We start from the raw sequence: 12,619 nt of genomic DNA, 5'->3' as shown, positions 1-12,619 counted from the left end.
CTGTTTGGGGAACGTTGCCGCGGAGAAGACGGCAAGAACTGCTGACGCGATGTCAAAATATTGACCATATCATTGCCCCGTCAAGCGGGTCGCATTGCGTGGAAGTACTCGTCGTTCATCCGGACGATCTCGGCGATCGATGGGACATACATGACCTGGTCTTCTCGATTTACCTGTTTCGATTCGCTAATAGATTGTCGTAGTAACCTCGCAGAACAGTCTCGACGATCTGCTGCGACGAAACTCCCATCGCCTCGCCCCAAACGCGGTAGAAGGTGTGTACGTCGAGTGGCACACGCACCGTAGTTGGAAACTTTGTTGCGGAGCGTTCTTCCGTTATGCTCGCTTCGAGCGCAGCGGAAATTGCCTTCTCGTTGAGCTGAGCAACCATGTCCGACAACCCGGCCAATCGAATGACCTCGGCAACCGAGTCATTGACGGCGCCAGTCTGATGTTTAAGTACTTCTTGGGCTATCTTCTTGCTCACCGCTTCCCCTTTCCTTGCTCATTATTGTCCTGTGCGGTCGCAGCGCGGCGGGCTTTGATCGCATTGATCCGTTCGGTAACACCAGCCAGCTTCTTTCGCTCAGCGCTCTGCCCTTTTTTGAACTTCCCGGGAACCGCCGGGATTCTATAGACTGCCATCGCTAATCTACTCTTGTCGTAAAGTGGGAGAGCAATGGGACTTCGCCGGCATTTAGATCCATCGATCGTTACCGAAGTTCGAAGCTGCCCGCAGGGCATCCTTAACCGAAGGGGAGACCGGCGCTTGCGATAGTGGCCACACCTGGTCGACCAGGTCACCCAGGATTGGTCGGGTCGCGAGTTCGTTATTGAGCACCTCCATTCCCTGACGCCCGACGTGTAGGAGGATGATCCCGTGTGCGCGCAGGCTCTTAATGACCTCGCCGATGATCAGCGTGACGTCTTCAATGTGGTGTGCTCGTTCCCGGTCCACCTGCGCCTCCAGCTGCCGGATTCGCGCCTGGAGCGAATTGATTACACCGTGTGGATCCGCAATTTGGGCGGTGTCAATGTTCATTTCGATTGGCAGGAAGGGCAGATGTAGTTCACGTAGTGGCATTCTGCCAAATGGTGTACACGGCATTTCTTGCAGATCGTGACCTTGACATTATCGGAGAAGAACTTGGTATGACCTTCTTTGATAATCCCACGCCAGCCCTGTGGAAATCCCTTGGATACGAGCAGATTAAACCGCTCCAGGCTTACGAGCGCTTCAGCGCCGGCCGAGTCTACTTTCACGGCGTCCAAATACACTCGGTACGTCAGAAGGAAGGCCAAGCCGTGCGCATCTGGGTTGGAATCGAGCCAGTCCCTATACTTGTGATATATGAGCAGAAGGAGGGCGCCGTGCTGCCGGCGTTCTTGGTTGAACAGGAACCACTGATGATCCGTGGGGGTTTGGCCTGAGCGCGATTGCTTGCCCTGCAGCTGCTGGTATTTCGCCCTTGAGTCTGCTGGCTTCGTGCGCGCCACGGAAGAGATGGTGACGGCTCTTGCACCTAATCGCGCCAACTCGCCGGCGATGGCAAGCTTGTTCGCGTAGCTTTTGCTTATGTGTGTCATGTTGACGTTCCGTTTAAGCGAAAACGCTCGGTTGAATCTGCGAGTTGAAGCTGCGCAGGAGGGCAGCCACGCCGGCGCTACTGCCTTCGACTTCCTCGGCCCCCGAGTAGAAGTCCGATGCGTTCACGCGGAGCTTGAAAATTGGGATCCCAGTAGTCAGAATCGGCATCATTTTGCCTTTTGACTGGCGGGCGAGAAGGCGCAGCGTCTCACGTTCAGCGCCGAACAGATTTGGGGCCATAGGGTCATCGTATTCAGCCAGGGCAGTGACCACGTCGAACACCGCTCGGTTTGCTTGTTCAAACTTCGAACGAACCGATAGGCCCATGTCCAAGGTCAGCTGCGACGCCGGCACGTCCTGCGTAGCAGGCATTCCGGTCAGCGAGCTCAACGGAATTGGCCCTTCGAAAGTGTTCAGGAGGCTTTTTACCCTAGCATCACTGCCGGCATTGTTCTCGATGACGGACTTGAATTCAGCGGTGGCCAAGCGCAGCGTAAAGATCGGGATGCCAGTGGTGAGGACAGGCATCTTTTTGTTCTTTGAGTGCTGTACTAAGAGGCGAAGCGACTCACGGTCGGTACCGAACAGATACGGGCCCATCGGGTCGTCAAATTCTGCCAGGACCATCACCGCTTCAAAGACCGCGCGGTTTGCGTGCTCAAACTTGGAGCGCACCGACAACCCCAAGTCCATGGTCAACTGGGACTCAGGCAATTCTTGAGAGAACGTATGCATCATAGTGGAAGAGGGGGCGTTAGGTTTAGGCAGCTGCCGCAGTAGTCAGCAACGATTTTCCGAACTGTTGCAACGCATCGCCCATGGTGGTCAACGCCTTCTTCACAGCCGGGTCTTTGGTGGCTAGCGATTGCAGTTGTGCTTGTGGAAGGGATTTCATAACCTCCTCGACCATATCCTTGACGCGGATGAAGTCACGAGTCTCCTCGTGGAATGAGGTGAGTTTCTGTTGCAGTCCTTCAGCAATCTTTTCCGCCGCCTCCGCCTGGCCTTCAGCTTCGCGCTGGCGCGCCTCCGCCTCGATCAGCCGGGCCTTTGCGTCGGCGATGGCTTCTTCGATGGTAGCAAAGCCTTCCGGAGGGACGACCTTGTCAATCTCAACTACCTGGTTGGCCTTCTTCTCCATGGTTTGGATATCTTCCTCGAGCGCAGCGATTTGGGCCTGCGCGCGACGATTGATTTCCTCGAGCCGGTCCATCTTTTCTTTGCTTTGCGCATAGTCGATCTGACTTCGCTGGCGCTCGGCTTCCAATTTGCGGACGGCTTCTGCGGCTTCCGACTCAGCCAGTTGGAGCCTGCCTTCGTACTCTGTATTGCGGGCTGCAATAATCTGGTTGATCACTTCTTCGTTGACCGGCTTCCCCGCCTGCGCGATGCTTCGCACTTCATTAATGATGTCTTCGTCAGTCTCCGGCGCCAACATACGCAGCGCACCTTGGGTGAACTGCTTGACTTCCTCAACGTCGATACGACCGTCGGTGGACAGGCGCTTGACCATCACCTCGTGCAGTTGCAGGTAGCGCTTAACGCTTCGCGCCGAAAGCTGGAACTCGCGTTCAACGAAGGGCATGAACTTGTCGCCAAGGATGCCCTTCATCATCGCCAGTTTGGCGCTCATGATCACAAATTCGTTGGCGAGCCGGTTTTGCGACGAACGGAATTCAGAAATCAGGAACTGGAGCTCCCCTTGCTGCTCCGGCGTGAGGTTCAGCCCTTCGAGCGAAGGCTTCGGAAAGGACTGAAACGGGAAACTGGTCGTTTGAAGCGCATGCATCATAGTTATGCCTTTATCAACAAAAATGCTAATCTCGCAAAAAAGTATGCGCGATTTGCCCAATGGAAATCCTGCAAAAAATCAATAAATTTCAAGCGGATTCAAATTGTCACATGCGAATTCTCCGCCGCAAGTTGAGCAATTTGCTGTCAAGCCGATCTCCGACAGCGCGCAAAGTCGCTTCGGCCAGGACCGCATCAGGAAGTGCGTGAATAGGTGAAAAGACCGAATTCTCTACGGAGAATCGGTCATCAAACGTCGAGGAATGCGAAGCGGGAGCGAACGCTCAGAACAATCCAAAACGCGGTGTTCCGTGACAATAGTCACGGATACGCGCTAAGATGGTCCGCGACCAATCACTATCCAGATGCTTGGAATGCAATGGATAGTTCCTAGATGTCAATGCAACCAAATCAACTAACCTTACCTTTTGATAACTTTACGCTGCAATTTTCCGTCCGGCAACTCTAAAGTTTGAGTAGACGATGATTTGGTTCTATGATAAGTGCCGAAAAAATTGAACAATTCATAGAGGAAGCATCCGTGCCTAGCGAAAAAAACAAGCAATTCGCCGGGATAGGCGAGTGGCGATCTCGATGCTTATACGGCCTCCAGCAAAAAAGCGAGTTCGAAATGTTCGCCAAGTTTGTGGACCTGGCTGCCGAACTTGGTTACACAAAGGTGGCGTACGGTCTCGAATTTCCCAACTCAATTGCAAGACCCGATTTCTGCTACTTCGCAAATTTCCAGCCAGATTGGAGGTCTCGATTTAGCGCAGTCGAAACTCTGAAACTGGGAGCTAAATCCGCGTTAGGAAAGCGCACGCCAGGCCTGTTCGAAGACGATTCACCGCATTGGCGAAAGGAGGATTTCGTTCGTGAGGCGCAAGAGCACGGGCACAAGTTCGTATGGCTCGAAGCTATACCTGGACTTGCAGGCACTACCTCCTTTGTTGGCCTTGCAGAAGGAGACGAGTTCCCTTCGACCGAAACGCAATACAACATTCGCGTCCTGGCAGATTATCTGGCGATGTCGATGACAGGGTGTCTTGTTCCTAAGCACATGCCGCAATCATTGCTCGAGATCACCCCAACCGAAACCCAGTGTCTTCAGTGGGTGCTGGATGGGAAAACGGCCGGGGAGATCGCCGATATCTTGGACCTTACCGTTTACGCCACCCGCCATATGCAACGAACACTCTGCGAGAAATTCGAAAAAAGAAGCATCCTCGCGACGGCCGTCCTGGCATATCGGATGGGGCTGTTGACCGCAGCGAACCTTTGCATGGATGCCGATATTTTGGGAACCTCCGTCATCCGGTTCGGCTCCCAATTTAACGCATTCCCCTAATTCGCGCGGATTCAGCGCACAAAAGCCAGATGAAGGATATAAATTTCACCAGTTAGTTCAAAGACTTAGGGCTAAGCAGGCCTGAACATCAGTGACACTGCAATAGCGCTAACTAATGTTTCTGGCAAGACAAAAGGTTCTGCAATCTCGTTTGAACTCGGCGGAGAGTCATGGACAAGCCGTCGCCATAATTCGAGAATGCAAAAAGTTCTCATCCCTACCCCCGCAGAGATGCTTCTTTCGCTCGCGGATGAAAAAGTCGATCTGATTAAGCAGGCATCTGGAGCGCGCCCCGAAATTTGGAGCGCATTCTTCATGCCGCTGCTGACGGCATTCGCCGAAAACGTTCAGCGCTTGCCGCTATCGCCGGAGGTCTTCGCTTCTGAGAACGGCGCCCTGGATTTCGGCCTGGTATGCGCGAGGGTTGCCTTACAACTCGCCAGCACGCAGGTTTTCAGTCCAGAGGCTAAGTCGGAAGAACGTCGCGTGCTCGAACCACAGTGCCACTTTGCTGCATTTGCAGCTTCGCTTTCAACGGCAGTGGCCATGGTCGCGCAAAACGTAAGTGTTCGCTCCAGTGACGGCAATAGCGATTACCACCCGTTGGTGACGCCGGTCACACTGCAGAAGTGGCTGACCTACAATCCGGACTCCACAATCGAATGGCGCACCACCGCAGCGCCATTGACCAGCCCTGAGGCCGCCGCCATTGCCGCGCGATTCATACCTGCCGGGTTGCTGAACAACTTCGACCTCCGCGTTTCGCTCATGATATTCGGCTCGATCGCTCCGCAGCTGGCATCGAATGGTCTTGAGTCGACTTTAAGCCGTGTGGTTCGGCTAACCGTGACCAGGGTGATCGAGCACCAGCAGGACCTCGATCGCAAGACCTACCTCGGTTCCAGCCATGGAATGCAACGACCGGCAACGACCGGGCCAACCGTAAGTGCCATCCCGACTGCACAACCCGCGCCAGGCGCGCCGGTGACGGCACTAGCACCTGTGGGCGCCGAAGGCCAAGCGCATGGGTCTGAAACCAACATCGGCACCAGCGCGGAAAGCGCAAACCAGATGCTCGACAAAGCACACCCGGCTCTCGTGGAATGGTTCAAAGCCGTGAAGGCGCACGACAAGTTCGATGACCTCAAACAGCACATCACAAAGAATGAACGTGGCATTGAACTGCCCATCAACATCCTTGGCAAGTTCGGTGTTAATGGCGCAATCGTGCGCAAGATGCTCCAAGATGCTGAGCTAATTGTGGACCGAACCGAAGACAGTCGAGGCATCATTTTGCAGCCTGGCCTCGCGCCTCTCTTCTTTGACAGCGTGCCTCAATGACCCGCACCTACCAAGACATGTTCCGGCCGGCGCACGAAGCACCGGCATCGCTCACCTGGGGCGCCTCCGGCCTGGCCATGGCCGCCCTGCAGGCGCCGCTGTGGCCAGTACTGTCTGTCGGCGCCCTCGGGCTCGCCTACTATCGTGGCAAGCAAGCATTCGATTTGTACCGCTTCAGAGCATCCATTTCTGCGCTTCGCGTGGAGAAGATCCCGATCGCAACCGCGATTGCGGTCTCGCGCGAGCATTGGAAGAAAAATCGGCTTTGGCTTGGGAAGGGCTTCAAGTGGACGCAGAAGCACGCCGAGCTGGCGACGAACCTGGTCAAGCGCGACGTCGACGAAATCGAAGGCCCTCCCAGCTGGCTGCCCAAACCCTTATTGAAGGCAATCCAACCGCCTGACTTCGTCCCGCTGAAGGAGGATGCAATCGGCGTACCGTGGATCCATGGCCTCAATCCGGACGAATATGAACTTGGCCTGCCGATCGAAGCGTTGGTAGGTCACACCCTGATCGCTGGCACCACTAGGGCGGGCAAGACGCGCCTGTACGAGCTGATATCCAGTCAGGTCGTACACAAAGGCGATATTCTCATCATCATCGATCCGAAAGGCGATAAGGACTGGGAAAACCGTGTGCGTGCAGAATGCAAACGAGCGGGTCGAAAGTTCCTCTACTTCCATCCTGCACACCCGTCGAAGTCGATTCGTATCAACCCGCTCGCAAACTGGAACACGACGTCCGAGCCAGCCACCCGCATCGGCCAGTTGATCGATGCCGAAGGCACCTTCGCTGCGTTTGCCTGGAAGACGCTGTTCCGGATCATGCGCGCCCAGGTGGCGGACGGCTCTATGCCGAACATCCGCACTGCGAAAGAGTACGTGCAGAACGGCGTTGAGCCGCTGCTGGAACGTCTCATACAGAAGCAGCTGTATGCGCTGGAAGGAGCGAAGTGGGACGCCAACCTTATGTCGTTCAAAGTCGAACCAGAGAAGGGCAAAGTACCAGCGGTGAAGTCGGAACGCCTGCGCTGCATGATCAAGAAATACGAAGACATGCACTTGCGCGACGAAGCGGTGGAGTCGCTCATCGCGATGGTGAACCATTCCAAGGAACACTACTCGAAGATGATCCAGGTGCTCGAGCCAATTCTGGAGATGCTGGGCTCTGATGAGATCGGCGCCATGTTGTCACCGGATCCGCTCGATCTCACTGACACGCGCCCAATCTACGACACCAACAAGATCATCGAAGAAGGCGCCGTCCTGTACGTCGGCCTAGACTCTTTGTCGAACAAAATCATTGGCTCTGCGATCGGTTCGATTCTTCTTGCTGACATCGCATCTGTAGCCGGTCGCATCTATAATTTCGGCCAAAAGAAATCCATCTACCTGATGATCGACGAGGCCGCGGAGGTAGTGAACGAGCAAACAATCCAGATTCTGAACAAGGGCGGTGGCGCCGGCTTCAACGCAATGATTGCGACGCAAACAATTTCAGACTTCGACGCAGTGTTTGGCTCACGCGCGAAAACGAACCAGGCGCTTGGCAACCTCAACAACGTTATTTGCCTTCGTGTCAAAGATATGGATACGGCAAACTGGATTGCCGAATCGTTTGGCGAAACCTCCGCACGCAGCATTAACGTGTCGCACACAACAGGGTCAGAATCCTCTAAGAGCGTCACGGAATTCAGAGGGTCTACGTCCACGTCGATGCAGGAGAAGGACATACCATTTGTTTCACCACACTTACTGACCCGATTACCTGGATTGCAGTTCTTTGCATTCCTCGCCGGCAGCACTTTGTACAAGGGCAGGCTGCCGCTATTAAATTAAATGAATTGAAACAACGTTGGCATTGGTATATCGTGTTAAAAGATATGCGGATGAAGAATCAAGCTCCACCAATCGAAGACCTCATATATGAACGATAAGAAAATTCTAGTCGACGCCATTAAAGCAGCAGGCCTGTTGGCGCAAGCAAAAGTGGTTTGGGTAGTCCATCCGCTGCTGGAAGAGATGGCCTGCAAGTTCGCTGGCTACGCGGGCCCTTACGCGGTTACTCAGGCAGGCAAGTCGCTTGTGCAGCAATGCTTGAAAGACGCCTTCATAAAGTACAAAAAGGCTATGGACGAGGAGGGCGACACGGCAGCAGTTCGTGCGTTCGCGCAGTCGTTGATCTCGTACAGCGTCGAAATCTTCTCCCAGCGTCTTGTAGTCGAGACACCGAAAGGCGATCACGGCTGGATGCAGTTTGTCTGCGGCGCCGACGAGTTTCTGGCGAAATTTCCAGACGATGCTAAGGTCACCTGCACCTGGGAAGCGTCGAGAATCTCGAATGAGATCGCCAGCGCCTTTATGATGATCAAAATTATTCCGTCGGAGATGCTGGACAACGATTCGCTGGCCGAGCTGCTGGGCGAACACAAGGTAGTTGGCTAATGGCTATCCATCCTTCCAGCGTCAGCAATAGTCACTTCGGACACTTTCTGTTCTGGGTGCTATTCCTGCCGCTACTGTCGCTGATCCTGCTCCCCATGGTATTACCGGAGCAGGACATCGACCCAAAAGAAGTGCAGATGGTTCAGGCCTTCAACGTGGACGTGGGGCAGCTTCAGGAGAAGACCAGCAATACGTTCTCCTCGATGTTTATTGCGACCGGATTTATGGGAACGACTGAGTCCTTTTTCGCTCCCAAAGTGTCCGGGCCGGCGGGCAAGGTTCAAGGCACATTCGCTGCCAAGTGGATCCGCGGTGTTTGGCTGATGGTCTACAAAATGATCTGGCGATGGAATGCGCTGCTGTGGATCTTTGTGGTGCCGGTCATCGCGCTGTGCGTGCCGGCGGTGGTCGACGGACTCGCGGTGAGGGCAAAGAAAAAGTATCTGTTTGAGACTTCGAATGCGGTGTTCTTCTACTCTTCCGCGCACATCGCAACCATGGCGCTGGGATTGTTCTTCTTCCTACCTCTGGCTCCGGTCACGCTGTCGGCCATTGCGTTGTTCGGTATCATCCTCGCAATGGCCGCTGCAATGTGGGTGACGGCCGCCAACTTCCAGACTGGCGCTTAAGCGGATAATTCTAGGCGGCGATGAGCCAACTCAATCGCCGCCAAATAGGAAACGTTCGGATTCACGCGGACTTCGGTTTCAACCAGTTGCAGGGCCTTTGCAGCATCGCCACCGCACATCTCAATCAGCTCGCGCATTAGCGCCACATGTACCTGGCCGGGAATATGAACCGCTTCACCTTCAACGTGGCTGGTCTCGCTGTCAACCTCACTGACTTCTTCCACGCCAACAGCGCGCTTGTAGAAGAAGTTCCATGCAACGTACAACACAATCCCAATCCCCAGAATCAGCGACGATACCAGCTGCACGGACTGCGGAGCCCCAATCGATTGGGTTAGCTTGTTGAGCACGACGCCAGGACCGGCTAGAACGATGATCCGCGCCATATGGTGGTCGTTCAAGTACTGCAGGGCACGAATTACTTTATGTTTGGCCATCGGAGCTCCCTCGAGTGAAAAATACGTATTATTTGCCACCGATCCGCGCAATCCGATGTGAGAGGTAACGTGTTCCAATCCTGAATTTCAGCGAATCGCACCGCGAAGGTTGAACTGCTCCAGCAGCTTCAAATGAGGTGCCAGCTCGAGGTCCCCCATTTGGTGTGCGGAACGAACCAGGTCGAGAAGATTTACGTTGTAGAGCGAATAGCTCTGGACGAAGGCGCGCAATGCCAAGCAGATGCTCTGGGTGGCGTTCAGCCCTGTAGCCGCCATCAGCTGGTTCAAAATATCTGAATCGACGGAGGAGGAGAGGGTGACTGTGATGCGCGTTGAATCCTCCTCTTGCTGCAGGGCCGGATTCGCCTTCAGCAGTTTGTGGAGCTCCCTCGCCTCAACGTCGCTCAGCCGGATCCCCTGTTTTACCAGCGCTTCTTTCACCTTGGGAAGAGAGGGATTTTTTCGCAGCATGTAGGCGAGCGATGTCGAGAGTTCCACTACATACGCGGCTTTCTGCCGCTTCACCTCGCGGCGAATTGCCGAAACTAACTGGGCGGACACCGTATAGCCCGTCTGCTCGCTTGCCGAGACGATCATTTCTGTCGAGAGCGACTGCTTTCCAGCCGGTGTGAGCTGCCGAACTTTTGTCGCCAACATGCCGACATCGTCGTAGGTGGCCTTTTTAACTTTCTTCGTATTCATGGGCTTGGTAGGGCGATTGATCAATGAAGCGCACAGCACGGTAGTATGCACTTTGGCCGAATATAACGCCAAGCAAGTGTATGGCAAGCCGGGCTATAAAATGGTTGGCAAGCTGCTCGATTTTCGGTAGAGTTCAGTTGTCGCACCTGCGGCATTCCTCGATGTTCCCAATTAGCCTTCGCGCTTCCATTTATTCCCGCCTCTTCAGTGACTTTCACTGACGTGGCCGCCTGAACGGTCCTGCCTGTTTTTAACAGCCGCTACGCGGCAAGGAACTGGCATGCACTCACTCGTACTCACGTGCCCGCCTGTCGGGCACCGACTATTCGAAAAATCCCTCACTGAAATCACGCTGGGCGACGTCGAAAAGCCCGGGCAAATCTCCAAGTTCATCCGCGCGCGCAGTTGCACGCAAGATGGTCTCGGGGCGGTCTACCAGGAAGGCGAACTTCAACGGCTGGATATGAAGACTGCGATGGGCCTTTTTGCCTACCCGCAGTTCCTGGCCACGGCCTTCTCTCGGTTCTCCGATCGGTTCAACTCCAGCGAATGCCGGGTGTACCAGTTCGAGACCGTGACAACCTCGGGCGGCCCTTTCGTCTTCGGGATGTTCATCACTGACGACCAGCACAACCTGATCGACTACTGTGTTGAATCCAATCAGCATGCTAAGCGAAAACCCATTCTGCTCAAGCTCATTCGCGCAATTTGCACGCCACGCTCCGTGGCAATCAAGCTCTCTCACTAATCAATTCAGGATACGAAAATGAACAATCAATCCATCATTGAACAACACGTCGACATCCCTCCTTCGTTCTTCGATTTCGATGAACCAGGTGTGAACGAAGTGGCCCCAGTAGCACCGAAAGCAGCAAAGGCATTCAAGGCTCGCAAGCTGGCAGAAGATCTCACCGTGGTCGACATGAAGAAGCCAATCGCCATTGCGCGCGCGGTTTCCGGCGCCACCGAGGTCCGCCTGTTGGTGGGCACCCGCGAGGGCAAGTCGGATGTGTACTTCCTCGAGGAAGCGCAACTGCAGCCCTACACCACGGTCCCAGAAGTCATCAAAGGCAAGAAGGGCTTCAACCAGGACGATGCACTGGCGATTTTCTTGGCGAAAGTGGCCGAGAAGTATCCTGTGGAAGTTCTCCGCAACCAGAAAGAAGTGGCTCGCCACGCGATGATCCTGTTCCCTCATAAGGTGCAGTAAGCATGGCGCACGAACTCACGATCCGGACGTCCGGCCAGGCCGAAATGGCCTTCGTCGGACAAACACCTTGGCATGGCCTGGGCCAGCAACTGCAGGAAGATGCATCGATCGATCAGTGGTGTGTAGCCGCAGGGATGGATTGGAGCATCGAGCGTTCTCCCGTCCAGTTCATGAACGGGAGAATGCACCAGTGGAAAGCGCAAGAGGTGCTGTACCGTAGCGATACCAACGAACCGCTGTCGATCGTTTCGAACAGTTACCACATCGTTCAACCGCGGGAATGCCTCGATTTCTTCAACAACCTGGTCAACGAAAATGGCTTCAAGATCGAAACCGCCGGCACGCTGCAGGGCGGCCGGAAGATCTGGGCCCTCGCCCGAACAGGCTTTGACGCTGAAGTGGTAGAGCGTGACCCGGTGCGCATGTACTTGCTCATCATCACCAGCTGCGACAAGGGCCTGGCAACCAAGTCCTACTTCACCTCCGTTCGAACTGTGTGCAATAACACGCTGCAGCTCTCTGCGCGCGCTGGCATGCATTCGAACTTGGTGAAGGTTCACCACAGCAGGAAGTTCTGTGCCAAGACTGTTCAAGCCAACCTGGGCCTGAATGCCGGCGAAGTGTTTGACGAATTCCTCATGAAGATGAAAGGCTTCGCAAACGTTTCCGTCAGCGGCGCCCAATCCGAACGCCTCATTGAAGAGATCTTCGCTCAAGGCGGAGCAAAGGGCTCGATTCGCGAGACCAAAGGCTTCCGCACGGTGATGCAGCTTTTTAATGGCGTAGGCAAGGGATCCCGTCTCGATGGCGTGGCTGGAACTGGATGGGGTATCGTCAACGCGATTACCGAATACACCGACTTCCATGTCAGGGCAAAGAACCAGGACAGCCGCCTGGCCCGAGCCTGGCTCGGTGAAGGTGCCAACCTCAAAGAAATTGCAGTCAACATCCTCGCCGAGGTTTAACAATAGGCTGAGAAAAGGCAGCCAGAAAATCCCCCGGGGTTTTCTTATGCATGCGCATGAGAAAGTCTCGCCCCAACTGCCCCGGTACTCAAAATACCTGCGCTGTTTCCGAGCACGCGGTCTTCACACGCGCCTTGTACAAGGCAAAACGAAGATTCGCCGGC

General features: G+C 54.8%; 15 protein-coding genes. 8 read left to right on the top strand and 7 right to left on the bottom strand.

What is annotated here, in order from left to right; all coding sequences use genetic code 11:
• Positions 1–169 precede the first annotated feature (169 nt).
• The 5 genes from ACN9MW_RS31240 to ACN9MW_RS31220 form a co-directional block, all read right to left on the bottom strand.
• The gene (locus ACN9MW_RS31240) at positions 170–487 is read right to left on the bottom strand and encodes a hypothetical protein (RefSeq protein ID WP_426172553.1); all 318 of its coding nucleotides are present in this window, start codon (positions 485–487) and stop codon (positions 170–172) included.
• Positions 488–697: 210 nt separating this feature from the next.
• A complete protein-coding gene (locus tag ACN9MW_RS31235) occupies positions 698–1,042 on the bottom strand; it encodes a hypothetical protein (RefSeq protein WP_426172552.1) in 345 nt (114 codons plus the stop codon).
• Entirely contained in the window at positions 1,039–1,587 is a 549-nt protein-coding gene (locus ACN9MW_RS31230) for a FlhC family transcriptional regulator (protein WP_426172550.1), read from the bottom strand. Before ACN9MW_RS31230 ends, ACN9MW_RS31235 begins: the two co-directional genes overlap by 4 nt.
• 13 nt (positions 1,588–1,600) lie before the next feature.
• Entirely contained in the window at positions 1,601–2,326 is a 726-nt protein-coding gene (locus tag ACN9MW_RS31225; RefSeq protein ID WP_426172548.1) for a hypothetical protein, read from the bottom strand.
• A gap of 22 nt (positions 2,327–2,348) precedes the next feature.
• Positions 2,349–3,440 (bottom strand): hypothetical protein, encoded by a 1,092-nt coding sequence (locus tag ACN9MW_RS31220; protein WP_426172546.1) that lies wholly within the window; start codon positions 3,438–3,440, stop codon positions 2,349–2,351.
• 435 nt (positions 3,441–3,875) lie between these two features.
• Between ACN9MW_RS31220 and ACN9MW_RS31215 the strand changes: the two genes are divergently transcribed.
• The 5 genes from ACN9MW_RS31215 (at position 3,876) to ACN9MW_RS31195 (ending at position 9,141) form a co-directional block, all read left to right on the top strand.
• Complete coding sequence (locus ACN9MW_RS31215) at positions 3,876–4,727, top strand: autoinducer binding domain-containing protein (RefSeq protein ID WP_426172544.1); 852 nt, start codon at positions 3,876–3,878, stop codon at positions 4,725–4,727.
• A 198-nt stretch (positions 4,728–4,925) separates the two neighbouring features.
• Positions 4,926–6,068: a TraI domain-containing protein gene (locus ACN9MW_RS31210; protein WP_426172543.1), complete on the top strand. Its 1,143-nt coding sequence runs from the start codon at positions 4,926–4,928 to the stop codon at positions 6,066–6,068.
• Positions 6,065–7,906 (top strand): conjugative transfer system coupling protein TraD, encoded by a 1,842-nt coding sequence (gene traD, locus ACN9MW_RS31205; RefSeq protein ID WP_426172542.1) that lies wholly within the window; start codon positions 6,065–6,067, stop codon positions 7,904–7,906. Before ACN9MW_RS31210 ends, traD begins: the two co-directional genes overlap by 4 nt.
• Before the next feature lie 87 nt (positions 7,907–7,993).
• Positions 7,994–8,512, top strand: a complete 519-nt coding sequence (locus ACN9MW_RS31200; protein ID WP_426172540.1) for a hypothetical protein — start codon at positions 7,994–7,996, stop codon at positions 8,510–8,512.
• Positions 8,512–9,141 (top strand): DUF4400 domain-containing protein, encoded by a 630-nt coding sequence (locus tag ACN9MW_RS31195; protein WP_426172538.1) that lies wholly within the window; start codon positions 8,512–8,514, stop codon positions 9,139–9,141. Before ACN9MW_RS31200 ends, ACN9MW_RS31195 begins: the two co-directional genes overlap by 1 nt.
• Here ACN9MW_RS31195 and ACN9MW_RS31190 read toward each other — a convergent pair.
• Complete coding sequence (locus ACN9MW_RS31190) at positions 9,138–9,578, bottom strand: hypothetical protein (protein ID WP_426172536.1); 441 nt, start codon at positions 9,576–9,578, stop codon at positions 9,138–9,140. The genes ACN9MW_RS31195 and ACN9MW_RS31190 overlap by 4 nt on opposite strands.
• An 87-nt stretch (positions 9,579–9,665) precedes the next feature.
• The gene (locus ACN9MW_RS31185) at positions 9,666–10,280 is read right to left on the bottom strand and encodes a hypothetical protein (RefSeq protein ID WP_426172535.1); all 615 of its coding nucleotides are present in this window, start codon (positions 10,278–10,280) and stop codon (positions 9,666–9,668) included.
• 280 nt (positions 10,281–10,560) lie between these two features.
• On the opposite strand from ACN9MW_RS31185, the gene ACN9MW_RS31180 reads away from it, so the two are divergent.
• From ACN9MW_RS31180 to ACN9MW_RS31170, 3 genes are read left to right on the top strand one after another with little or no spacing between them, the layout of a single operon-like run.
• Positions 10,561–11,028: a hypothetical protein gene (locus ACN9MW_RS31180; protein WP_426172533.1), complete on the top strand. Its 468-nt coding sequence runs from the start codon at positions 10,561–10,563 to the stop codon at positions 11,026–11,028.
• Positions 11,029–11,046: 18 nt separating this feature from the next.
• Positions 11,047–11,490 carry a hypothetical protein gene (locus tag ACN9MW_RS31175; RefSeq protein ID WP_426172532.1) on the top strand — a complete coding sequence of 148 codons (444 nt, stop codon included), beginning with the start codon at positions 11,047–11,049 and terminating at the stop codon, positions 11,488–11,490.
• A gap of 2 nt (positions 11,491–11,492) precedes the next feature.
• Positions 11,493–12,455 (top strand): DUF932 domain-containing protein, encoded by a 963-nt coding sequence (locus ACN9MW_RS31170; protein ID WP_426172531.1) that lies wholly within the window; start codon positions 11,493–11,495, stop codon positions 12,453–12,455.
• Positions 12,456–12,619 lie beyond the last annotated feature (164 nt).

The sequence above is a fragment of the Pseudoduganella sp. R-34 genome, from assembly GCF_049904655.1.
Taxonomy (GTDB): domain Bacteria; phylum Pseudomonadota; class Gammaproteobacteria; order Burkholderiales; family Burkholderiaceae_D; genus Rugamonas.
The sequence above is the reverse complement of the archived record's forward strand: the minus strand, read 5'-3'. Positions and strand labels throughout refer to the sequence as shown.

What these genes read in the sequence shown, in the direction of transcription:
- ACN9MW_RS31235 (WP_426172552.1), bottom strand. Translation starts at nt 1,042, where the DNA reads ATGAACATTGACACCGCCCAAATTGCGGATCCACACGGTGTAATCAAT.
- ACN9MW_RS31230 (WP_426172550.1), bottom strand. Translation starts at nt 1,587, where the DNA reads ATGACACACATAAGCAAAAGCTACGCGAACAAGCTTGCCATCGCCGGC.
- ACN9MW_RS31225 (WP_426172548.1), bottom strand. Translation starts at nt 2,326, where the DNA reads ATGATGCATACGTTCTCTCAAGAATTGCCTGAGTCCCAGTTGACCATG.
- ACN9MW_RS31215 (WP_426172544.1), top strand. Translation starts at nt 3,876, where the DNA reads ATGATAAGTGCCGAAAAAATTGAACAATTCATAGAGGAAGCATCCGTG.
- ACN9MW_RS31210 (WP_426172543.1), top strand. Translation starts at nt 4,926, where the DNA reads ATGCAAAAAGTTCTCATCCCTACCCCCGCAGAGATGCTTCTTTCGCTC.
- traD (WP_426172542.1), top strand. Translation starts at nt 6,065, where the DNA reads ATGACCCGCACCTACCAAGACATGTTCCGGCCGGCGCACGAAGCACCG.
- ACN9MW_RS31200 (WP_426172540.1), top strand. Translation starts at nt 7,994, where the DNA reads ATGAACGATAAGAAAATTCTAGTCGACGCCATTAAAGCAGCAGGCCTG.
- ACN9MW_RS31195 (WP_426172538.1), top strand. Translation starts at nt 8,512, where the DNA reads ATGGCTATCCATCCTTCCAGCGTCAGCAATAGTCACTTCGGACACTTT.
- ACN9MW_RS31190 (WP_426172536.1), bottom strand. Translation starts at nt 9,578, where the DNA reads ATGGCCAAACATAAAGTAATTCGTGCCCTGCAGTACTTGAACGACCAC.
- ACN9MW_RS31185 (WP_426172535.1), bottom strand. Translation starts at nt 10,280, where the DNA reads ATGAATACGAAGAAAGTTAAAAAGGCCACCTACGACGATGTCGGCATG.
- ACN9MW_RS31180 (WP_426172533.1), top strand. Translation starts at nt 10,561, where the DNA reads ATGCACTCACTCGTACTCACGTGCCCGCCTGTCGGGCACCGACTATTC.
- ACN9MW_RS31175 (WP_426172532.1), top strand. Translation starts at nt 11,047, where the DNA reads ATGAACAATCAATCCATCATTGAACAACACGTCGACATCCCTCCTTCG.
- ACN9MW_RS31170 (WP_426172531.1), top strand. Translation starts at nt 11,493, where the DNA reads ATGGCGCACGAACTCACGATCCGGACGTCCGGCCAGGCCGAAATGGCC.